Here is a 21528-nt window from a genome sequence, read left to right on the forward strand (position 1 = left end):
TCAAAGGGGTGGTCAAGCGCCTTCGCGGCGTTTTTTCGATGATCCGGTGTGGCGTTGTGTTCGTGAGACTTTGAAGATATATACGCGACGAGGCAGCGAGGCCGCGACCCACGGCTTGGCGCCGCGCTCCGTCCACCAGATTGTAAGCGACCGCCATGTCCGAATACGCCGCCGCCCGTCTCAACATGGTCGAAGGGCAGATCCGACCGAACAAGGTGACCGACCAGCGTCTGGTCGATGCCATGCTCGACATTCCCCGTGAACAGTTCGTACCGAAGGCGGCGCGCGGCTTCGCCTATGTGGACGAGGATCTCGCCATCGGCAACGGCCGCTATCTGATGGAGCCGATGGTCTTCGCCCGCATGCTCCAGGAAGTGGGCATCGACGAGACCGACGTCGTGCTCGACATCGGCAGCGGCTCCGGCTACTCGACCGCCGTGCTGGCCCGCCTCGCGGCGACCGTTGTCGGCATCGAGTCCGACACCGAGCTGGCCCGGCAGGCCACGGAATCGCTGAGCGCGGTCGGCGTCGACAATGCCGTCGTCATCACCGCTCCGCTGACAGAAGGCTACCCGCAGCAGGCACCCTACGACGTGATCGTCATCGAGGGCCTCGTTTCGGAGGTGCCGGAAGGCATCCTGGCCCAGCTGACCGAGGGCGGACGGCTGGTTGCCGCCGTTCTGGGCGATCGCAGGGTCGGCGAAGTGAAGCTGTACCAGCGCAGCGGCGGAGTCACCTCGGCCCGCACGCTGTTCGAGGCGCATCCGCACCCGTTGCCCGGTTTCGAAGCCAAGCCGAAATTTGTATTCTGATCCCGGAAAGAGTGACCCGAGGGGCTTCGGCCCCTTTCGACCGTCCCCCAGCCTGTCACCTTGCCTTTCACCGGCCGCGGTCCTGCGGCCCGCAGCGGAGAATCAAGGCATGCCGGCGCCGTTTGACATGGAAGTCGAGGATCTGGACCGCATCCGGACATCGGGTGGCGATCCGCTGGTGCTCGATGTACGGGAACCGGGGGAGGTGGCCATCTGCGCCCTTCCCAACAGCCTCCACATTCCGATGGGGGCGCTGCCCGCCCGCGCCGGGGAGTTGCCGCGGGACCGCGACATCGTTGTCGTCTGTCACCACGGCGGGCGCAGTGCGCAGGTGACCATGTGGTTGCGTTCCCAGGGATTTTCCCGCGCCACCAATCTGAATGGCGGGGTGGATGCCTGGGCGCGCCGAATCGACCCGAACATGAAGGTCTATTGAACATGACTGTGCGAAGCCGTTTCGCGCGCCATTTGATGGCGACCGCCCTCACGCTGGGGGTTGCCTTCGTCGGGGGCATCGACACCGCGTCGGCCCAATCCCTCGAAGACGCGCTAGCGCAGGCCTATTCCAACAACCCGGCGCTCGCCGCCCAGCGCGCCCGTCAGCGCGCCGTGGACGAAAGCGTTCCTCAGGCCCTGTCCGGCTACCGTCCGACGGTGCGGGCGACCGCGGGCATCACCCGCAACGCCACCAACAGCACCTTTCAGGGCGGCGAAACCGGTTCCGAGAACAACGCCAAGAGCGTCGGCGTCACCGCCACCCAGCCGCTCTACGACGCGACCGTAGGTCCGGCCGTCCGCCGCGCCGAGCGCACCGTCGAAGCCCAGCGCGCCACCGTGCTCGCCAACGAGCAGCAGATCCTGCTGAACGCCGCGGCGGCCTATCTGGACGTCGTGCAGAACCAGGCGGTGCTGGAACTCCAGGCCAACAACGAGCAGGTCCTGCGCCGCCAGCTCGACGCCGCCCGCGACCGCTTCCGCGTCGGCGAGTACACCCGCACCGACGTCAGCCAGTCGGAATCGCGCCTGGCCGCCTCCATCGCCGCCCGCATCTCCGCCGATGGCACGCTCCAGGCGTCGCGCGCGACCTACGAGCGCGTCGTCGGATCGATGCCGGGCAAGCTGAAGGCGCCGAAGCCGAAGTTCAAGCTGCCGGGGACGCTCGACGAGGTCGTCGAGATGGCCCGTTCCAACAACCCGTCGGTGCTGTCGGCCACCTACACCGAGGCGGCGCAGCGCGAGGCGGTGGACCAGCAGTTCGGCCGCCTGCTCCCGTCGGCCAACCTGTCGGCGCAGGCCAACCGCACCATCGACGCCGGCCGGTCGTCGGGCATCGACATCAAGCGGCAGGACGGCGCGCAGCTCACCGCGCAGCTCACCATCCCGCTCTATCAGGCCGGCCTGCCGGAAGCGCTGACCCGAGAGGCGAAGCACACGGCGAATCAGGCCCGACTGCAGATCGACGACACCCGCCGTCAGGCGGTCGAGGCGGCGATCAGCGCGTGGCAGGGCCTGCAGGCTGCGCGGGCGAGCATCGAATCCTACAACTCCCAGATCCGGGCCGCCGAGATCGCGCTGGAAGGCGTGCGGCAGGAAGCCCAGGTCGGCTCGCGCACCGTGCTCGACGTGTTGAACCAGGAGCAGGAACTGCTGAACGCCCGCGTCAACCTCGTCCGCGCGCAGCGGACCGAGATGGTCCAGGCCTTCACGGTCCTCGGCGCCATCGGCCAGTTGACGGCGCGGCAGCTCAACCTGCCGGTCCAGTATTACGACGCCGACACGCACTACAAGCAGGTGCGGAACAAGTGGATCGGCACCGGCGTTCCGGAGTGATCGCACTTGAATGCCCCTTCCTGGGTGATCGTCCCCGGATGATCGAAACGGCCCGCCTCGGCGGGCCGTTTTTGTCTGGTGGCTTTTTACCCAGTCCTGCCCTAGTGTCCGCGTCAGGATGACGTCCCCGGGTTTGCCACGATGAGCGATAAAGGCCAGCAAGAACCGTCGATGGAGGAGATCCTCGCCTCCATCCGCCGCATCATCTCGGAGGACGGCGAACCCGCGAAGGCGGAAGCGGCGCCCCTCCGCCGCCCCCCACCTCCTCCCCCGCCGCCACCTCCTCCACCCCCGCCGCCGCCTCCCCCCATGGAGGATGACGACGATGATGTTCTGGAACTCACGCAGATGCTCCAGGACGAGCGGAGGGACGAGCCCGACGAACCGGAGCCCGATCCGTGGCGTGACGAGCCGGCCTTCGGTGGCATGGCCGACCCGGAGCCGGCGTATCACGCGCCGGACCCCGAACCGCCGCCTCCGCCGCCACGTCCCGCCGCGAAGCGTCCGGCGCCGGCCTTCGACGATTTCGATGACGACGAACCGCCCCCGCCGCGGCCGCGCATCCGTCCGTCGGGTCTAGACGACGGGCTGATCTCCCGTCGGGTGGCCGAGGAATCGTCCCACCACTTCACGCATCTGGCGCGCCAGCTCGGCGACGACCTGTCCATCGGCCCGATGCCCGTCGGCGTCCGCACCGTGGAGGAAGTCGTCCGCGAGCTGTTGAAGCCGCTGCTGAAGGAGTGGCTGGACGAGAATCTGCCGACCATCGTCGAACGGCTGGTCCAGCAGGAAATCGACCGGATGATCCGGCGCTCCCAGAAATTCTGAGCGGCGTCACGCCCGCCACGCATTCCGTTTGAATTCGTAAGCGAAAGTTCCTGGTGATGTTGGAAAAGACGTACCGGCCCGCCGAGGTCGAGGAAAAGCACTACCGGCTGTGGGAAGAGACGGGCGCGTTCGCGGCGAAGACCGAGTCGAACGGCAAGCCCTACACCATCATGATGCCGCCGCCGAACGTGACCGGCAGCCTGCACATGGGCCACGCGCTGACCTTCACGCTCCAGGACGTTCTGACCCGCTACAACCGGATGCGCGGGCGCGACGCGCTGTGGCAGCCGGGCACCGACCACGCCGGCATCGCGACCCAGATGGTCGTGGAACGGAACCTTGCCAAGGAAGGCAAGACGCGCCACGACTTCGGCCGCGACGCCTTCATCGACAAGGTGTGGGAGTGGAAGGCCGAATCGGGCGGCACCATCACCCGCCAGCTGCGCCGGCTGGGCGCCTCGCCCGACTGGCCGCGCGAGCGCTTCACCATGGACGAGGGGCTGAGCCGCGCCGTCCGCAAGGTGTTCGTGGAGTTGCATAAGCAGGGGCTGATCTACAAGGACAAGCGGCTGGTCAATTGGGACCCCAAGCTGCACACCGCCATCTCCGACCTCGAGGTCGAGCAGAAGGAGATCAAGGGCAACCTCTGGCACTTCCGCTACCCGATTGAAGGCGAGGCGGACCGCTTCATCGTGGTCGCCACCACGCGTCCCGAGACGATGCTGGGCGACACCGGCGTCGCCGTCCATCCGGAGGATGAGCGCTACAAGGACCTGATCGGCAGGAACGTCGTCCTGCCGCTGGTCGGCCGCCTGATCCCCATCGTCGGCGACGAGTACGCCGATCCGGAGACCGGCTCGGGTGCCGTGAAGATCACCCCGGCCCACGACTTCAACGACTTCGAGGTCGGGCGGCGCAACAACCTTGCGGCCATCAACATCATGGACCGCGACGCCCGCATCACCGGCGACGAGGTTCCGGAGGCCTACCGCGGGCTCGACCGTTACGAGGCGCGCAAGAAGGTCGTGGCCGAGCTGGAGGCGCTGGGCCTGCTGGAGAAGATCGAGCCGCACACCCACATGGTGCCGCACGGTGACCGTTCCGGCGTCGCCATCGAGCCCTGGCTGACCGATCAGTGGTACGTGGACGCCGCCACGCTCGCCAAGCCGGCCATCGAGGCCGTGGAGACCGGCAAGACCGTTTTCGTTCCCAAGCAGTGGGAGAACACCTATTTCGAGTGGATGCGCAACATCCAGCCCTGGTGCATCAGCCGCCAGATCTGGTGGGGCCATCAGATTCCCGCCTGGTACGGCCCGGACGGTCATTTCTTCGTCGAGGAGACCGAGGGGGCGGCCATCGCCGCGGCCCAGGCCCATTACGGCAAGGACGTCGAGCTGACCCGCGACCAGGATGTGCTGGACACCTGGTTCTCGTCGGCCCTGTGGCCCTTCTCCACGCTGGGTTGGCCGGACGAGACTCCGGAACTGGCGCGCTATTACCCGACCGATGTGCTGGTGACGGGCTTCGACATCATCTTCTTCTGGGTCGCCCGGATGATGATGATGGGCCTGCACTTCATGAAGGACGTGCCCTTCCGGACGGTCTACATCCACGCTCTGGTCCGCGATGAGAAGGGCCAGAAGATGTCGAAGTCCAAGGGCAACGTCATCGACCCGCTTGAACTGATCGACCAGTACGGCACCGACGCCCTGCGCTTCACCCTGACGGCCATGGCCGCCCAGGGCCGCGACATCAAGCTGGCGGTCAGCCGCGTCGAGGGCTACCGCAACTTCGCGACGAAGCTGTGGAACGCCGCGCGCTACACCCAGATGAACGGGGTGGCCCCGGTCCCTGGCTTCAAGCCGGTCGGGCTGACCCAGACGGTCAACCGCTGGATCGTCGGCGCCCTGGCGGAGGCGGCGAAGAAGGTCGGCGAGTCCATCGAGGCCTACAAGTTCAACGAGGCCGCCAACACCGCCTACGCCTTCACCTGGGGCACCTTCTGCGACTGGTACCTGGAGTTCACCAAGCCGATCCTGAACGGTTCGGACGAGGCCGCCATCGCCGAGACGCGGGCGACCACCGCCTGGGTTCTGGACGAGATCCTGCACATGCTCCACCCGCTGATGCCTTTCATCACCGAGGAGCTGTGGGAGCAGCTGTCCACCGACCGGGCGAACCGCCTGATCTCCGCCCATTGGCCGGAACATGGCGCGGAACTGATCGACCCGGCCGCCCGTGACGAGATGGATTGGGTGGTGCGGACGATTTCCTCGGTCCGCTCCATGCGGTCGGAGATGAACGTCCCGCCCGCGGCGCAGATCGAACTGAAGCTGAAGGACGCCGGTCCGGAGAGCCTGAAGCGGCTGGACACGCACCGCGACCTGATCCTGCGCATGGGCCGTCTGGCCAGCGTCGAGCCGCTGTCCGGCCCGGTGCCCAAGAGCGCCGTTCAGGCGGTGCTCGACGAGGCCACGCTGATCCTGCCGCTGGAAGGCATCGTCGACCTCGACAAGGAGCGAGCGCGCCTGACCAAGGAGATCGAGAAGCTGTCCGGCGAGATCAAGAAGATCGACGCCAAGCTGTCGAACGAGCAGTTCGTCGCCAAGGCGCCGGAAGAGGTGATCGAGGAGCAGCGCGACCGCCGCGACACCGCGGAGCAGGCCCGCGACAAGCTGCAGAAGGCGCTGGAGATGCTGGCCGCGTAAGGCTGGTCATCCAGATCCCAAAAGCGAGAAAGGGCAGGGGCTTCGGCTCCTGCCCTTTCTCTTTGTCTGAAGAGTGCCTGACAGCTTGGTGCCTCAGATCTTGATGGAGGACACGAAGCGGTCGGCGTCGGCTTCGAGCTGCCGGAGTTCGTCCGCCAGTTGGGCGGCGGAGTAGATCATCTCGATGGCCGACTTACCGGTCTCCGCGGCGGTGATCGCCATGGTGCTGACGCTCTCGGTCACCTCGTGGGTGTTGTCGTTGGCCCGGCCCACGGCGCCGACGATCTCCTCGGTCTGTTCGAGCTGGTCGCGCACGGCGGCGGACACGTCCTCCGACAGGTGGGCGACCTCCTCAACGGTGGTCCGGATGGCACGGATTGCCTCGACGACGGAGCCGGTGGCCTCCTGGATGGCGCCGACCTGACCGGCGATGTCTTCGGTCGCCTTGGCGGTCTGGTTGGCCAGCACCTTGACCTCCGAGGCGACGACGGCGAAGCCCTTGCCGGCCTCTCCGGCGCGGGCGGCTTCGATGGTGGCGTTCAGGGCCAGCAGGTTCGTCTGCCCGGCGATGTCGTTGATCAGACGGACGATCTCCCCGATCCGCTGCGAGCTGTCAGCCAGTGCCGCCACCGCCGAGTCGCTCTGCCGGGCGTGGTCCACGGCGCGGCGGATGGCTGTGCTGGAGGTGGTCACCCGCCCGCCGATCTCGCCGATGGAGGCGGAGAGGGTGCGCGATACGTTGTTTACGATGCCGACCACCTCGGAGGTCCGCTCCGCCTTCTCGGACGTGTCGAGCGCCTGTTCCTTCATCTTCTCCGCGGTGTCGCGCAGGATGTGGGCGCCGTTGCGGATCTGGTCGGCGGCGTGGCTGACCGTGTGCAGCACGCGCCCGAAGGCCGAATCGAAGTCGTGGGCGATGGCGCGCAGCGCGGTTTCCCGCTCCTCTTCCGCCCGCCGTTCGGCCCGGCGGGACTCCTGCTCCAGTTCATGCGTGCGCTGAAGATTCTCCTTGAACACACTGACGGCGCGGGCCATCGCACCGATCTCGTCTCGCCGTCCGGTCTCCGGCACGGTTGCCGTCCGGTCACCGCCGGCCAGCCGCTCCATCACGCCCTCGATCAGGCGCAGCGGTCGGGTGATGCTGCGGGCGACGAGCAGGCTGATGATCGCGAAGCCGACCAGCAGGACGGAGCCGACCTGAAGCACGTTGGCGATCACCTCGCCGCGCACCCGGTTCTGCGTCTCCACCGCCCCGGCCATGCCGGCGTTGGCCGACTCCAGCAGGGCCTCGAAACGCGGCACCATGGCCTGGAAGGCGTCGTTGAAGGTCTGCACCTCGGCCCGGAAGGCCTTGGTGGCGTCCACAAAGCGGCCGAGGTCGCTGCGGTAGGTGCGGGCCTGCTTCTCCAGCCTGGTCTGGGTGGCCGTGTCCAGGCCTGAATCGGCGAGGAAGAAGGTGAATTCGTTGAAGGCCTTGCGGTGGCCGGACAGCAGCGATTCGTCGCTGTAGATGATGAAGTCCTTCTCCATCTTCCGCATGGACTCCATGCGGCCGGTCAGCTTGTCGGCGTTCGGCCACTGCTTCAGTTCGTCCTCAATGGCGCGGGCCGAGGCGCGCAGCACACCGCGCAGGCCGCTGTCGTCGGACAGGCCCAGTTCCTTTGCGCGCGCGACCACCGACGAGAAGCGCTCCGTCAGCGTGCCGATGCCCTGCGACAGATGGCCCAACTCCTCCTGCGGCAGGCGCTCCACGCCGCGTTCCTTGAGATCGTCCAGCAGGCGCGAGGCTTCCTCGGCGTTCTTCGCGAAGGCGTCGGCCGCCGTCTCGTCGCGGTCGGCCACGAAACGAAGCGCCTGGAAGCGCAGACGGCTGGCCCGGCGCTCGATGGCGGCGGTGTGCTCATAGGCGTCGCGGAACTGGTCCAGTTCGGCGGTCGCCTCGAACATGCGCTGGGCGCCGACGGTGACCGTCCCACCCAGCAGGCCCAAGGTGACCACGGACGCGGCGACCAGCAGCGCGATTCGCGTGCCGATGGAAATGTTCGACAGCATATGCGGGAAATCCTTGGTTGCACCGCGGACCTTACCCGCCGCCGAAGACGCCGCTGTTACGGATCGATGGCGGATTCGTTACCGTGCCGTCGCCCCCTGGGCATCGGGGATGAACATCCGTATCTAGAAACCACCGAAAATCGAAAGGGGAGGTCGGCTGTTGTCCTTCGTGCTGTCGAAGCTGCTGTGGCTCCTGGTTTCGCCGGGCAATCTGCTCGTGCTGATCCTCACCGCCGGAACGGCGCTGCTGTTCACCCGCCGTCTGGCCCACTGGGGGCGGCGGCTGGTCGTGGCGGTGACCGTGGGCTTCGTCATCGTCATGGTCACGCCGATCGCCTCGTGGGTCGCGCTACCGCTGGAGGAGCGTTTTCCCCGCCCCGAGTTGCCGGAGCGGGTGGACGGCATCATCATGCTGGGCGGAGCGGTGAACCCACCGATCACCCGCGATCGCGGCGAGCCGTCCGTCAACGACGCGGCGGAGCGTGTCCTGGGCTTCGCCGAGCTGATCCGCCGCTATCCGCAGGCTCATGCGGTCTTCACCGGCGGCTCAGGGCGTCTGGCCGGGCAGGACGCCCTGGAACTGCGCGAGGACCTTGCCGTCCGCGGCGCGCTTCGGCAGGTCGGAATCGATCCGGACAGCGTGACCTACGAGAACGAGTCCCGCAACACCTGGGAGAACGCCCTGTTCAGCCAGCGGCTCGTCAAGCCGAAGCCGGGGGAGACCTGGGTCCTTGTGACCTCGGCGATGCACATGCCGCGTTCGGTCGGTATCTTCCGGCAGGTTGGTTGGGACGTCATTCCCTATCCGGTCGATTACCGCACGCGCTTCGGCGGACGGCCTTTCGTCCGGTTCGAGTTCGACAAGCAGATCGACGCGCTCCAGGACCCGGTACGCGAATGGATCGGCCTCGTCGCCTACCGCCTGATGGGGCGGACCGATGCGCTGTTTCCGGGGCCCGCCCATGACCGCACTGCAGCACAGGCGGGCTCCTGAGGGGTGTTGCGCGGTTGGCGCGGCGAGGTAACTCGGCTAGAGTGGCGCCACCAGATTTAGCGGGGTGGGGCCATGCGACGCGCGCATATGCTGAGGGGGGCAGTCGTGCTCGCAGGAGCGCTGACGCTCGCCGCCTGTGCGTCCGCGCCGCCCACGCCATCCTCCTCCGGACTGCCGCGCAGCGGCGTCTACAAGGTCGGCAAGCCCTATCAGGTCAACGGCGTCTGGTATTACCCCGCCGAGGATTACTCCTACAGCGAGACCGGAATCGCCTCCTGGTATGGGCCGGGATTCCACCAAAAGGTCACCGCCAACGGCGAGGTTTACGACCAAAATGAGCTGACGGCCGCGCACAAGACCTTGCCCATGCCAAGCCTCGTGCGCGTCACCAATCTCGACAACGGCCGGTCGTTGGTTGTTCGCATCAACGACCGCGGCCCCTACGCCAACGGGCGAATCATCGACATGTCGCGGCGCGGCGCGCAATTGCTGGGGTTCGAAGGCAACGGCACGGCCAAGGTGCGCGTGCAGATCCTGGCCGAGGAAAGCCGAGCGGTCGCCGCCGCGGCCCGCCAGGGCACGCCGGCCCCGATGCTGGCGGAGTTGGACGGCCCGCCGCCGAAGGCCGCCCCGCGCGGCTCGGTGGAGGTCGGCGGCGTCGCCCGCGCGACTCCCGCCGCGGTCACCCGCGCCCCGGTGCCGCCGCCCACGACGGTGGCCGGCGACATGGTCGACGGACGATTCGTTCCGGCCCCGGTGGTCGCCGAGCTTCCGGTGAAGCCCTATGAGCAGATCTACGTCCAGGTCGGCGCCTTCGGCAGTCCGGACAACGTCACCCGCGTGCGCGCCCGTCTGGCCTCGCTGGGCCAACAGGCGCAGGTCACCCAGACGGTCGCGGGGCGGCAGCGTCTTCAGCGGGTGAGGGTGGGGCCGCTGGCCAGCGTGGACTCCGCCGACGCCGTTTTGAACCAGATCCTCCAAGCCGGCCTTACCGACGCCAAAATCGTGGTTGATTGATCACCGGCGAGCGAGCCCAGTCCAAGCTTGGCCCGACACCGGGCCTCGTTCCGTTTCACGTCTTGTCCAGTCCGCGTTTCGAAGGGAGTTGTCATGGTCGCTGTCGTCCGCACCCGCGTTGCCCGCACCCGTTTCGCCATGGGCCTTGCGGTCGCGCTGTTCGCGGCGGGGGTGGGGCCGGTGGCTCACGCCGCCAGCATCGAAACCATCGCCAAGCAGGCGATCCTGGTCGATATCACCTCGAACACCGTGCTGTTCGAGAAGAGCCCGGATCAGCGCATGGCGCCGTCCTCGATGAGCAAGATCATGACGATGTACATGGTCTTCGACGCGATCAAGGAAGGCCGGCTGACGCTGGACAGCACGCTGCCGGTGTCGGAGCGCGCGTGGCGGATGCAGGGCTCCAAGATGTTCGTGGAGCTGCACAACAACATCAAGGTCGACGACCTCATCAAGGGCGTGATCGTGCAGTCGGGCAACGACGCCTGCATCGTCTTCGCCGAAGGTCTCGCCGGCTCCGAATCGGCCTTTGCCGAGCGCATGAACAAGCGCGCCCGTGATTTGGGGCTGAAGGACACCAACCTGACCAACGCGACGGGCTGGCCCGACCCGAATCACTACATGACCGCTCGCGATCTCGCGATCCTGGCCGAGCATCTGATCAAGGACTTCCCGGAATACTACCACTACTATTCGATCCGGGAGTTCAAGTATCACGGCATCAACCAGGGCAACCGCAACCCGCTGCTCTACCGCGGCATGGACGTGGACGGCATGAAGACCGGCCACACCGAGGCCGGCGGCTATGGCCTGACCGCCTCGGCGGAGCGGGAAGGGCGCCGCCTCGTCCTGGTGGTCAACGGGCTGCCGAGCATGCAGGCCCGCGCCGACGAATCGGCCCGGCTGATCGAGTGGGGCTTCCGCGAATTCGCCACCTACGCCCTGTTCAAGGCGGGCGAGACGGTCGATCAGGTGCCGCTCTGGCTGGGCGCGCAGGACACCGTTCCGGTCACCGTGCCGGAGGACATGAAGGTCACCATGGCCCGCGCCGACCGCAGCGGCATGAAGGTGTCGCTGGTCAGCAACGCCCCGGTCGCCGCGCCGGTGAAGAAGGGCGACGTGGTCGGCAAGGTGGTCGTCTCCGCGCCGGGCTTCCCGGGCAAGGAGTTCCCGGTGGTCGCCGCCCAGGACGTGGAGAAGCTGGGCTTCGTGGGCCGCGCCCTGGCGGCGGCGAAGTTCCTCATTTTCGGGGCGAGCTGATTGGTGTAAGCCGGCCCGTCACCGCCGGATTTCGGAACGCGGCGGGCCTCATCACCATCGGGAGCAGACCATGACGCGCGGGCGGTTCATCACGCTGGAGGGCGGCGAGGGGGCGGGCAAGACCACCCAGATCCGCCTGCTCGCCGACGCGCTGATCGGTTTGGGGAAGCGGGTGGTGCTGACCCGCGAGCCCGGCGGCTCGCCGGGCGCCGAGGAGATCCGCGGCCTTCTGGTGTCCGGCGAGACCGGCCGCTGGGGTCCGGTGACCGAGGCGCTGCTGCACACCGCCGCCCGCCGCGACCATCTGGAGCGGACCGTCTGGCCGGCGCTGGAGGCCGGGCACTGGGTCATCTGCGACCGCTTCTTCGACAGCACCATGGCCTATCAGGGCTACGGGCTGGGGCTGGGGCGCGATCTGGTCGCCACGCTCCAGGCCACCGCCCTGGGCGATTTCCGGCCCGACCTGACCTTGATCCTCGATCTGCCGGTGGAGGACGGGCTGGCCCGGGCCGCCGCCCGGCGCGGCGGGGAGGACCGCTACGAGCGCATGGACGTCGCCTTCCACCACCGCCTGCGCGACGGCTTCCTCGACATCGCCGCGCGGGAGCCGGAGCGTTGCGTGGTCGTCGACGCCGGACACCCCGTGGAAACGGTGCAGGCGACCATTCTGGACACGGTGACCCGTCGCTTGGGAGCCTCCTGAGGTGAGCCGCGCCCGCGCGCCAGAACCGGTCGCGGAGGAGGATGCCCTCGCTCCGCGCCGCAACCCCGCGCTGACCGGCCATGACGACGCCGAGCGCCTGCTGCTCGACGCCTGGAACTCCGGGCGCCTGCCGCACGCCTGGTTGATCGGCGGTCCGCCGGGTATCGGCAAGGCGACGCTGGCCTTCCGCTTCGCCCGCTTCGTCCTGTCCCGGGGGCTCGAGCCGCCGGACGCCGGCCTCTTCGGCGCACCGCCGCCGCCGGCCTCGCTGGCGCTGTCCCCAGACGCCCCGGTCTTCCGGCGCGTGGCCTCGGGCGGGCACGCCGACCTGCTGACCGTGGAGCGCCAGCGCGACGAGAAGCGCGACCGGCTGAAGCGCGACATCGCCGTGGACGACGTGCGCAAGATCGGCCCCTTTCTGCGCAAGACCGCCGCCGAGGGTGGTTGGCGCGTGGCCGTGATCGACGGCGCGGACCGCATGAACCTCAGTGGTTTGAACGCCATTCTTAAGATTCTTGAGGAGCCGCCAACCGGCGCTTTGTTGCTGCTGGTCAGCGACAATCCCGGCGGCATGCTGCCCACCATCCGCTCCCGCTGCCGCAAGCTCACGCTTCAACCGCTTCCTGAAGAAACAGTCCTCAACCTGTTGTCCCAACATCGCCCGGACCTTGGCGACGACGACCGGGCGGCGCTCGCCCGGCTGGCGGAGGGCAGCATCGGCCGGGCCATCGGGCTGGCCGAGGCCGGTGGGCTCGACCTCTACCGGGAACTGATCGGGCTGCTCGGCACCCTGCCGCGGTTGGACATCACCGCCGCCCACGCCTTCGGCGACAAGCTGACCCGCAAGCAGGACGACGGACTCTACGAGACGGCCACCGACCTGCTCGTCTGGTGGCTGGCCCGCTTCGTCCGGTCGCTGGCCCGCGGCGCCTGGCCGGCAGAGGTGGTGGCTGGGGAGGCCGCCCTGATGACCCGCCTGGCCAACGCCCGCGGCCTTGAACGTTGGGTGGAGGTGTGGGAAAAGGTCCAACGCCACTTCGCCCGTGCGGAATCCGCCAACCTCGACCGCAAGCAGGTGGTCCTGAACGCCTTGGCGACGCTGGAAGCGGCTGCTACTTAACACGGACGACACAACACGCCCATCCGGGCCGGCAACGCGCTGGGCCGGCGCATTCTCGGGAGAGCCTCTGCCATGACCGGGTCGAAGACCTTCTACCTGACGACTCCGATCTATTACGTGAACGACGTGCCGCACATCGGGCACGCGTACACCACGCTCGCCTGCGACGTGCTGGCCCGCTTCATGCGGCTGGACGGCTATGACGTGAAGTTCCTCACCGGCACCGACGAGCACGGCCAGAAAGTGGAGAAATCCGCCATGAACGCCGGGATCGCGCCGCAGGAGTTCACCGACCGCGTGTCGAAGAATTTCCGCGACCTCGTCTCGCTGATGAACTTCTCCAACGACGACTTCATCCGCACCACCGAGCCGCGGCACATCGCGTCGGTGCAGGAGTTGTGGCGCCGCCTGGAATCGGCCGGCGAGATTTATCTCGGCAGCTACGCCGGCTGGTACTCGGTGCGCGACGAGGCCTTTTACGGCGAGGACGAGCTGACCACGTCGCCGTCGGGCAAGAAGATCGCCCCGACCGGCGCCGAGTGCGAGTGGGTGGAGGAGCCCTCCTACTTCTTCCGCCTCTCAGCCTGGCAGGACCGCCTGCTGGAGTTCTACGAGCAGAACCCGGACTTCATCGCTCCCGCCGGCAAGCGCAACGAGGTGATGGCCTTCGTGAAGTCCGGGCTGAAGGACCTGTCGGTCAGCCGCACCACCTTCAAGTGGGGCATCCCGGTGCCCGGCAATCCCGACCACATCATGTATGTCTGGCTGGACGCCCTGGCCAACTACATCACCGCGGTCGGCTTCCCGGACGAGGGCGGCGAGTACGCCAAATACTGGCCGGCCAACCTGCACATGGTCGGCAAGGACATCCTGCGCTTCCACGCCGTCTATTGGCCGGCTTTCCTGATGGCCGCCAAGCTGGCCCCGCCGAAGCGCGTCTTCGCCCATGGCTGGTGGACCATCGAAGGCCAGAAGATGTCCAAGTCGCTGGGCAACGTCATCGCGCCGGAGACGCTGGTCAACACCTACGGCCTGGACCAGACCCGTTACTTCCTGCTGCGCGAGGTGCCCTTCGGCAACGACGGCGACTTCTCGCACAAGCAGATGGTGCAGCGGATCAACGGCAACCTCGCCAACGATTACGGGAACCTCGTGCAGCGCTCGCTGTCGATGATCGGCAAGAACTGCGGGGCCGCCGTGCCGCAGCCGGGCGCCTTCACCGAGGCCGACGAGGCCCTGCTCAGCGCCGCCCGCAACCTGCTGCCGATCGTCCGGGCGGAGATCCAGGCGCAGGCCTTCCATAAGGCGCTGGACGCCATCTGGGCGGTGATCGGCGACGGCAACCGCTATGTGGACGAACAGGCGCCCTGGGCGCTGAAGAAGACCGATCCGGCGCGCATGGCCACAGTGCTGTACGTGCTGGCCGAGACCATCCGCCACCTCGCCATCCTGACCCAGCCGATCATGCCGGAAGCCTCGGCGAAGATCCTTGACCAGCTGGCGCAAGGGCCGGAGGCCCGCGGGTTCGACCGGCTGGGGGCGGGTGGGGCGCTGGTCGCCGGCACTCCGTTGCCCACGCCGCAGGGCGTGTTCCCGCGTTATGTGGACGAAGCGAAGAGCTGATGAACGATGCTGGTCGATAGCCACTGCCATCTCGACTTCCCCGATTTCGCCGAGGAGCTGGACGCGGTCATCGACCGCGCCCGGCAGGCGGGGGTGGGGCGGATGGTGACCATCTGCACCTACCTGTCGCGCTTCGACCGCATCCTGGGGGTCGCCGAGCGCTACGACGACGTCCTGTGCTCGCTTGGCGTCCATCCGCATCAGGCGGCGGAGGAAATCGACGGGGTGTCCGTCGAACGCCTCGTCGAACTCTCGAAACACCCGAAGGTGATCGGGCTGGGCGAGACCGGGCTCGACTACTTCTACGACAAGAGCCCGCGGGACGTTCAGCAGGAGTGCTTTCGCCGGCACATCCGGGCCAGCCTGGAGATCGGCCTGCCGCTGATCGTGCACACCCGCGACGCCGACGCCGACACCATGCGGATCATCCGCGAAGAGTCCGCCGGCCAGCCGGTCAACGGCTTGCTGCACTGCTTCAGCTCCGGGCGGCAACTCGCTGAAGAGGCTCTGGATTTCGGGTTCTACATCTCTCTGTCCGGGATCGTCACCTTCAAGAAGTCGGAGGACCTCCGCGCCATCGTGAAGGACGTTCCGCTCGACCGGATTCTGGTGGAGACGGACGCGCCCTATCTGGCACCGATTCCGTTCCGCGGCAAGCGCAACGAACCGGCTTACGTCGCCCACACCGCGGCCTGCGTGGCTGAGGTCAAGGGCGTGAACGCGGCGGACATGGCCCGGATTTCCACCGAGAACTTCTTCCGCCTCTTCCCCCGCGCCGGCACGGGCCAGCAGGCTGCCGCATGACCGGCCAGCGGGTCACGATCCTCGGCTGCGGCGGATCGCGGGGCGTCCCCGTGATCGGTCTCGGCTGGGGCTCATGTGACCCGGCGAACCCCAGGAACCAGCGGATGCGCCCGTCCATCCTGGTGGAGTGGGAGCAAGAGAGGGCCGGGCAGGGCGGTGGCGTCAGCGTCCTGGTCGACACCTCGCCGGACCTGCGCCAGCAGCTTCTCAACGCCGATGTGCGGCGGCTCGATGCCGTGCTGTGGACGCACCAGCACGCCGACCATTCCCATGGCATCGACGAACTCAGGGAACTGTGCCGCGCCATGCACGCGCCCATCGACGCCTTTGGCAGCGCCGATGATCTGGCCGAGTTGGAGCGGCGTTTTGGTTACTGCTTCGAGCCTCTTCGCCCCGGCGATCCCTTTTACCGACCGGTGTTGAGGCCTCGCGCCGTGGAAGGCCCGTTCGAGGTGCGCGGTCGCCGGATCGTGCCCTTCGAGCAGGATCACGGCTATCTGAAGACCCTTGGCTATCGCTTTGATAAATTTGCCTATTCGACCGACGTTGTGAAATTGGATGAAGATGCCTTCATGGCGTTGGAGGGCGTCGAGGTGTGGGTGGTCGACTGCGCACGGATCGAGCCGCCACATCCGGTTCACGCCCATCTCGCCCTGACGCTGGAATGGATCGCGCGGGTGCGCCCCAAGCGGGCCTACCTGACGCACATGGACCAGACCATGGATTACGACACGCTCCGCCGGCTGCTTCCCGCCGGTGTCGAGCCCGCCTATGACGGGCTCGTCATTGAGCTTTAGGGTTTACTTGATGACGGGATGGGGCAGGGCGACGGTCAGTCGTCCGGCATGATGAGACCCAGCCGCCCGGCGATGAAACGGTCCGCGGCCGCCTTGGCCGCCTGATCCGCCGTCTGGGGATTCAGCTTGAACTTTTCTCTGTAAAGCTTTGATGTCGCAGTGATGGCTGCCGGCAGAGTGTTCACCGCTGCGCGGTATTCCTTCTCCGGCCAGACGTCGAAATCGCTCCAGGATCGAAAAGCGGCCACGGCCCGGCCGCGCTGCTCGGCCATCTTCTTGGCTTCGGCGGACATGGGCGCTTCGAGAAGCGTGCTGGGCACCAGCGACGCTTGAAGATCGTCCACCTCGAACTGGCGTTCATAGCCATGGCGGATGCTGCCGCGTTCCACCAGGGCCGGCTCGATGGCCGGGTCCATGTGGGTGGAGACGGCCTTCCATTCCGGCAAATCGAACAAGGAGGACGGCGGGTTGCACAGGCCGGGCGTCTCGTCGCGCGCGTTGCCCCAGAAGGCGCCGAAGGCTTCGAACGCCGGCTGCCCATGTTTGGTGAACAGGAAGCAGGGTGCGTCCATTTCTGTGGTCGACAGGACGTGGCGCAGGAACAGCAGCGACGTGCTCAGCGGAGCGCTCGGAACATCACCGAGATTCGCCATCTCTTCATGAAGATAAGGGTCTTTTGGGAGACCTTGGTTCAAGATCTCGCCCACCAGTCGGCGCACCGTGGCGTCCTTGTCGGGCGCCGCCACCGCGCCACTCTGGTGGAGATAGACCAGCCATGCCTTCGCCGGCGCACCGCTGTAGCGCTGGAGCGCCGCGGCAGCGGCCTTGGCGTCCTTTGGAATGCCGGCGACAATCGCGGCCAGTTTCTTCTGCGCCGCTGAATTCTGAGCGGCGAGGTCGGCGGTGCGTTTCTCGTACAGGGCTCGACAGGCCGGGATGGTGGACTTGTCAGCGCAAGCGGTGTCACGTTCGGTCAGGAACGCTTTCTGCGCACGCTCGATGGCATCCCGGTCATCGGTGGATGTGTTCCCCAAGGTGTCGCGCAGCAACGTCGCCATATCCTCGGCGGCGACCTTCAAGTCGGCGCTGGCGCAGATGGTGCGTTCAGCGCGGCCGGATGGTTTGGCGCAATCGGGTGCCGTCTGGGCCACGGCGGCGAACGGAAGCAGACAGAGCGACAACGCGGGGCCGAAAAGCCACGAGGAACGAGGCATAAGGCGCAGCCTTCATCGATGGAATTGGACGCAGAAACGAGCCGCGACGATAATCCATCGACCGGAAGGCCGGAAGGGACGGATTGGTGCCCTGCTCGCTTCCTTGTGATCATATTTTCCATAATACAGATTATATGATCGCTCTTTCCCTGGGAGTGACAGCTCCTCCACCCTTGGCAATGTCCAAAATGCGCATTACATAAATCCCAGTTTATAGCCAACGGTCGGAATTCGGTGAAGGACTCCCACACGCCGACGACATGGCGGCACCGATGCGCCAAGGCGCTGCTTGCCGCCGCCGTTGGGGTCGCTGCGACCGCTTGGGCGAACGATGGCGGCGCGGTGTCCGATGGCTCCGCGGACAGCGAGCCCGTCTCCGCGCAGCCGCCTTCCGTACATGACGTTCCGCCCGTTCCCGCCGTGCCCGATCTGTCGGCGCTGCGGACCGCCTTGGCGGAGTTTCATTGCGCCGAACTCGATGTCGCCATCGGCAAGGACCAGAGGGTGGCGATCTCCGGCTTGACCGCGGGCGATACCGATCCGGACAGCCTCGCGTTGCTCGCACAGGATCTCCTCACCGGTCAACGGGCCGCCGTCGACGTCGAGCGCGCATCCCCTGCCCTGTGCGAGCCTCTGACCCTGATCGGACCGCTGCGGTCCGCCAACGCCGGTTCGGCGACACCCTTGTCGATCCGTTTCAAGGAGGCCGCCGGAACGCCGTTCAAGGGCGGCCAAGACCTGATGTTCGACGTCGTAACCCCTGATTTTCCAACGCATCTGCAAGTGGATTATTTCACGTCGGACGGCGACGTGATCCATCTGCTGCCCAATCCCTTGGAGATCAGCAGCCGTGTGGAGCCCGGTGCGATTCGCCGGCTGGGTGAGCGCGGCGCCGGCGGACGATTCTGGAGCATCGGGCCGCCATACGGTCATGAGTTGATCGTCGTGATCGCCAGCCCCGCACCGCTGTTCCCGTCTCCTCGCCCTGAAGCCGAAACGGCGGCATCCTATCTTCCCGCATTGAAGCAGGCGCTGGACTCCGCCGCTCCGACCACCGTGGCCACGGCGCGTTTCCTGAAAACCAAGGCGCCCTGACAGGCTTGGCTATGCACCCTGTATTCAGGCCGGGAGAAGGACGAAGCGGGCGAGAATGAGGGTGATGTTGTCCGGCCCGCCCGCTCCGTTTGCGAAATCGATCAGCTTGGCGCAGGCATCCTCGGGAGCGGGAGGCGGCTGTTGGGTGAGAATCCGCTGGATCAGCCCTTCCGGCACGATTCCGGTCAGCCCATCCGAACAGAGAAGGTAGAGATCATCAGGCTGCAGATCGTGGATGGCGATATCGGGCTCCACCTGCTCCCCGGTGCCAAGCGCGCGGACAATGATGTTGCGCTGGGGAGCCTGCCCGCGGCGCCCGTTGTCGAGCCACACCTGGTAAAGGCTGTGATCGCGCGTCAGCAGACGAAACTCACCGCCGCGCAAACGATACAACCGGCTGTCTCCGGCGTGGAACACCACCACCCGCCCGGTTCCCGGAATGCGCCAGAGCCCCACCAGCGTGGTGCCCATGCCGCGCCCTTCGGCGAAACCGCGCTGGCGGTTCAGGGCGTTGATGCGGCGGTTGGCAGCCACCACCGCGGAACGGACCGTCAATGCGGCGTCGGCGGCCGCCCTGTCCTCCTCCGCCAAGGTTGGTGTCCGGCCGTCATGTCTGCGGTCGTAGGACGCAACGACCGCAGCCACCACCTCTACCGCGGTGCGGCTGGCGATGTCGCCGCCAGCGTGCCCGCCCATGCCATCGCAGATCACCGCCAAGCCAAGTGCCGGGTCGAGGTGGAACGAGTCCTCGTTGCGCGACCGGACACGGCCAACATCCGTTTGTCCAGCGGCGATCATGTCGATCAGGGCGGAATGCATCACGCGAACGGCTCCAGCGCGTTACAGCCGAACCAGCTCCCTGGAAACAGCCTTCGGCAACGCGAAAAACCGCCTCGGCTTTGCATACGATAATGGCGGAGAGGTTGCGAATTGAACAGTGGGAAAGGACGCGTGAAAACGCCTCAGACGCTGACGTCCAAGAGTGTGCCCCGCTGCTTGCCGCCGTAGCCGGTTCCGTTCGTTCGTGCCTGGACAGCCGCCGTCTGCGGATCGATCGCCTGCCCCGACTGGGTGGCGTTGCGCGTTTCCCGTGTCTGGTCCAGCTTGCCGACCGCCTGGGTCGCCTGGACCGTCTGCGTGCGAACAGTGGAGGTGGTCTGCTGCGCCGCCTGAACCGCCGGAGACATAGCCATCTGCATCGCCGGTGTGATCGGCGGCTGAGGCTTTGCCATCGGAGGCATATTGAGCGGGTTTAACTGCATGTTAAAAACATGAGCCTGCGCACCCACCGATTCAAGATCCGAATCGACGCAGTGACCGATTAAAAAGCGAAGGCTGCAAGTGCCCTCGCCTTTCTGCTAACCAGTGAATGCGCCGGATCAGACCGCCGGCTGCTGCTGGGTAATGCAGTGGATGCCGCCGCCGCCGCGCACAATGTCCAGCGCCGGAACCTGCACCACCTCGCGGTCCGGGAAGGCCCGGCGCACGATGCGGAAAGCCTCGTCGTCCGCCGAATCCTCGAAAGCCGGCATGACGATGCCGCCGTTGGCGATGTAGAGATTCGTGTAGGACAAGGTCAGCCGCACGCCGCTCTCGTCGCGCCGCGCCGGTTGGCGGACCGGGATGACCTCCAGTTCCCGCCCCTGGGCGTCGCGGGCGCGCTTCAACCGGTCCAGGTTGTCCTGGAACGCCTTGAAATTGGCGTCGCCGGGATCGTCGGTGGTGATCGCCATGACGACGCCGGGCTTCACGAACAGGGCAATCTCGTCGATGTGACCGTCCGTCTCGTCGTCCTGATAGCCCTCGCCCAGCCAGATCACGCTAGAGATGCCGAGATGCTCCTTGAGAAGCGCCTCGATCTCCGCCTTGCCGAGATTCGGGTTGCGGTTGGGATTCAGAAGGCACTGCTCGGTTGTCAGCAGCGTCCCCTCCCCGTCCACATGGAAGGAGCCGCCCTCCATGACCAAGGGCGCTTCGAAGCGGCGCAGGCCGAGATGGTCGAGCATCAGGCGCCCGACCTGCTGGTCCTTGGCGCTGTCCGGATAGTTGCCGCCCCAGGCGTTGAAACGCCAATGGACGCCGGCCACCTGCCCTTTCCCATCGGTGACGAAGCTGGGTCCGGTGTCACGAATCCAGGAATCGCTGATCGGCAAGGGTAGGATTTCGACGCCCGGCCCGCAGGCCAGGGAGGCGTCGGCGACGTCGGCGGGATCACAGACCATGGTCACCGGCTCGAACCGGCTGATGGCGCGGGCGACATCGGTGTAGGCGGCAGCGGCGGCGTCGAAGGCCCCCTCGGGCCACGTCTCGGGCCGGCACGGCCACGCCATCCAGCAGCGGGTGTGCCGTTCCCATTCGCCCGGCATGGTGAAGCCTTCCGCCGCCGGTGTCGTCATCTTTGAATCTCCTGCCAAATCCCTGAATGGCCCGGCTCTTGTGCGTGGCCGGAGCGGGTCGTCACGGCGTTACCCGTGACCCACGGTCACCCTAACCACGGAGCGGAGGATTTGGCAACGGCCACCAAAGGGGCCACCGGAATGCCCGGAAGGGCGGCGCGCTCGACCGCTCAGCGGCGGGAGGGCGGACGATCCGAATAACGGCGCTTGGGCGCCGAAAAAGGCATCGAAAAACCAAGACGAAGCATTGGGAACCATAAGAGCGCGCGCACGAT

18 protein-coding genes and 1 pseudogene are annotated in these 21528 nt (G+C 66.8%); 14 read left to right on the forward strand and 5 right to left on the reverse strand.

What is annotated here, in order from left to right; all coding sequences use genetic code 11:
- Window positions 1–155: 155 nt before the first annotated feature.
- From ACWPXE_RS14380 to ACWPXE_RS14400, 5 genes are all read left to right on the forward strand, one after another.
- Window positions 156–812 (forward strand): protein-L-isoaspartate O-methyltransferase family protein, encoded by a 657-nt coding sequence (locus tag ACWPXE_RS14380; RefSeq protein WP_237903574.1) that lies wholly within the window; start codon window positions 156–158, stop codon window positions 810–812.
- A gap of 109 nt (window positions 813–921) precedes the next feature.
- Window positions 922–1248: a rhodanese-like domain-containing protein gene (locus ACWPXE_RS14385; RefSeq protein WP_237903573.1), complete on the forward strand. Its 327-nt coding sequence runs from the start codon at window positions 922–924 to the stop codon at window positions 1246–1248.
- A 35-nt stretch (window positions 1249–1283) separates the two neighbouring features.
- Complete coding sequence (locus ACWPXE_RS14390; RefSeq protein ID WP_454018383.1) at window positions 1284–2642, forward strand: TolC family outer membrane protein; 1359 nt, start codon at window positions 1284–1286, stop codon at window positions 2640–2642.
- Window positions 2643–2783: 141 nt separating this feature from the next.
- Window positions 2784–3470, forward strand: a complete 687-nt coding sequence (locus ACWPXE_RS14395; RefSeq protein ID WP_454018384.1) for a DUF2497 domain-containing protein — start codon at window positions 2784–2786, stop codon at window positions 3468–3470.
- Between the two features lie 56 nt (window positions 3471–3526).
- Entirely contained in the window at window positions 3527–6178 is a 2652-nt protein-coding gene (locus ACWPXE_RS14400; protein WP_454018385.1) for a valine--tRNA ligase, read from the forward strand.
- Between the two features lie 93 nt (window positions 6179–6271).
- On the opposite strand, the pseudogene ACWPXE_RS14405 reads toward ACWPXE_RS14400, so the two are convergent.
- A pseudogene (locus ACWPXE_RS14405) lies at window positions 6272–7321 on the reverse strand (methyl-accepting chemotaxis protein); the annotation flags it as partial.
- A gap of 1078 nt (window positions 7322–8399) precedes the next feature.
- On the opposite strand from ACWPXE_RS14405, the gene ACWPXE_RS14410 reads away from it, so the two are divergent.
- The 8 genes from ACWPXE_RS14410 to ACWPXE_RS14445 all read left to right on the forward strand — a co-directional run bounded on the left by ACWPXE_RS14410 (window position 8400) and on the right by ACWPXE_RS14445 (window position 16548).
- Entirely contained in the window at window positions 8400–9224 is an 825-nt protein-coding gene (locus ACWPXE_RS14410; protein WP_454018779.1) for a YdcF family protein, read from the forward strand.
- Window positions 9225–9329: 105 nt separating this feature from the next.
- The gene (locus ACWPXE_RS14415) at window positions 9330–10241 is read left to right on the forward strand and encodes a septal ring lytic transglycosylase RlpA family protein (protein ID WP_454018386.1); all 912 of its coding nucleotides are present in this window, start codon (window positions 9330–9332) and stop codon (window positions 10239–10241) included.
- Between the two features lie 93 nt (window positions 10242–10334).
- Window positions 10335–11501, forward strand: a complete 1167-nt coding sequence (locus ACWPXE_RS14420) for a D-alanyl-D-alanine carboxypeptidase family protein (protein WP_454018387.1) — start codon at window positions 10335–10337, stop codon at window positions 11499–11501.
- Window positions 11502–11571: 70 nt separating this feature from the next.
- Entirely contained in the window at window positions 11572–12204 is a 633-nt protein-coding gene (gene tmk, locus ACWPXE_RS14425; protein WP_454018388.1) for a dTMP kinase, read from the forward strand.
- 1 nt (window position 12205) lies between these two features.
- A complete protein-coding gene (locus ACWPXE_RS14430; protein ID WP_454018389.1) occupies window positions 12206–13324 on the forward strand; it encodes a DNA polymerase III subunit delta' in 1119 nt (372 codons plus the stop codon).
- A 72-nt stretch (window positions 13325–13396) separates the two neighbouring features.
- Window positions 13397–14947 carry a methionine--tRNA ligase gene (gene metG, locus ACWPXE_RS14435; protein WP_454018390.1) on the forward strand — a complete coding sequence of 517 codons (1551 nt, stop codon included), beginning with the start codon at window positions 13397–13399 and terminating at the stop codon, window positions 14945–14947.
- A gap of 6 nt (window positions 14948–14953) precedes the next feature.
- Entirely contained in the window at window positions 14954–15751 is a 798-nt protein-coding gene (locus ACWPXE_RS14440; RefSeq protein WP_454018391.1) for a TatD family hydrolase, read from the forward strand.
- Window positions 15748–16548: an MBL fold metallo-hydrolase gene (locus ACWPXE_RS14445; protein ID WP_454018392.1), complete on the forward strand. Its 801-nt coding sequence runs from the start codon at window positions 15748–15750 to the stop codon at window positions 16546–16548. The genes ACWPXE_RS14440 and ACWPXE_RS14445 overlap by 4 nt, the downstream gene beginning before the upstream one ends.
- Before the next feature lie 35 nt (window positions 16549–16583).
- Here ACWPXE_RS14445 and ACWPXE_RS14450 read toward each other — a convergent pair whose 3' ends face one another.
- Window positions 16584–17762: a lysozyme inhibitor LprI family protein gene (locus tag ACWPXE_RS14450; RefSeq protein ID WP_454018393.1), complete on the reverse strand. Its 1179-nt coding sequence runs from the start codon at window positions 17760–17762 to the stop codon at window positions 16584–16586.
- A 234-nt stretch (window positions 17763–17996) separates the two neighbouring features.
- On the opposite strand from ACWPXE_RS14450, the gene ACWPXE_RS14455 reads away from it, so the two are divergent.
- Window positions 17997–18857, forward strand: a complete 861-nt coding sequence (locus tag ACWPXE_RS14455; RefSeq protein WP_454018394.1) for a DUF4384 domain-containing protein — start codon at window positions 17997–17999, stop codon at window positions 18855–18857.
- 24 nt (window positions 18858–18881) lie between these two features.
- Here ACWPXE_RS14455 and ACWPXE_RS14460 read toward each other — a convergent pair whose 3' ends face one another.
- The 3 genes from ACWPXE_RS14460 to ACWPXE_RS14470 form a co-directional block, all read right to left on the reverse strand.
- The gene (locus ACWPXE_RS14460) at window positions 18882–19676 is read right to left on the reverse strand and encodes a PP2C family protein-serine/threonine phosphatase (RefSeq protein ID WP_454018395.1); all 795 of its coding nucleotides are present in this window, start codon (window positions 19674–19676) and stop codon (window positions 18882–18884) included.
- A 143-nt stretch (window positions 19677–19819) separates the two neighbouring features.
- The gene (locus ACWPXE_RS14465) at window positions 19820–20050 is read right to left on the reverse strand and encodes a hypothetical protein (RefSeq protein ID WP_237903558.1); all 231 of its coding nucleotides are present in this window, start codon (window positions 20048–20050) and stop codon (window positions 19820–19822) included.
- A gap of 186 nt (window positions 20051–20236) precedes the next feature.
- Window positions 20237–21253: an agmatine deiminase family protein gene (locus ACWPXE_RS14470; protein ID WP_237903557.1), complete on the reverse strand. Its 1017-nt coding sequence runs from the start codon at window positions 21251–21253 to the stop codon at window positions 20237–20239.
- Between the last annotated feature and the right edge of the window lie 275 nt (window positions 21254–21528).

Source organism: Azospirillum sp. Marseille-Q6669 (assembly GCF_965111635.1).

Coding starts and splice junctions, on each gene's coding strand:
- ACWPXE_RS14465 (WP_237903558.1), bottom strand. CDS start 20,050: ATGGCTATGTCTCCGGCGGTTCAGGCGGCGCAGCAGACCACCTCCACT.
- ACWPXE_RS14470 (WP_237903557.1), bottom strand. CDS start 21,253: ATGACGACACCGGCGGCGGAAGGCTTCACCATGCCGGGCGAATGGGAA.
- ACWPXE_RS14440 (WP_454018391.1), top strand. CDS start 14,954: ATGCTGGTCGATAGCCACTGCCATCTCGACTTCCCCGATTTCGCCGAG.
- ACWPXE_RS14450 (WP_454018393.1), bottom strand. CDS start 17,762: ATGCCTCGTTCCTCGTGGCTTTTCGGCCCCGCGTTGTCGCTCTGTCTG.
- tmk (WP_454018388.1), top strand. CDS start 11,572: ATGACGCGCGGGCGGTTCATCACGCTGGAGGGCGGCGAGGGGGCGGGC.
- ACWPXE_RS14460 (WP_454018395.1), bottom strand. CDS start 19,676: ATGCATTCCGCCCTGATCGACATGATCGCCGCTGGACAAACGGATGTT.
- ACWPXE_RS14445 (WP_454018392.1), top strand. CDS start 15,748: ATGACCGGCCAGCGGGTCACGATCCTCGGCTGCGGCGGATCGCGGGGC.
- metG (WP_454018390.1), top strand. CDS start 13,397: ATGACCGGGTCGAAGACCTTCTACCTGACGACTCCGATCTATTACGTG.
- ACWPXE_RS14380 (WP_237903574.1), top strand. CDS start 156: ATGTCCGAATACGCCGCCGCCCGTCTCAACATGGTCGAAGGGCAGATC.
- ACWPXE_RS14390 (WP_454018383.1), top strand. CDS start 1,284: ATGGCGACCGCCCTCACGCTGGGGGTTGCCTTCGTCGGGGGCATCGAC.
- ACWPXE_RS14420 (WP_454018387.1), top strand. CDS start 10,335: ATGGTCGCTGTCGTCCGCACCCGCGTTGCCCGCACCCGTTTCGCCATG.
- ACWPXE_RS14395 (WP_454018384.1), top strand. CDS start 2,784: ATGAGCGATAAAGGCCAGCAAGAACCGTCGATGGAGGAGATCCTCGCC.
- ACWPXE_RS14385 (WP_237903573.1), top strand. CDS start 922: ATGCCGGCGCCGTTTGACATGGAAGTCGAGGATCTGGACCGCATCCGG.
- ACWPXE_RS14400 (WP_454018385.1), top strand. CDS start 3,527: ATGTTGGAAAAGACGTACCGGCCCGCCGAGGTCGAGGAAAAGCACTAC.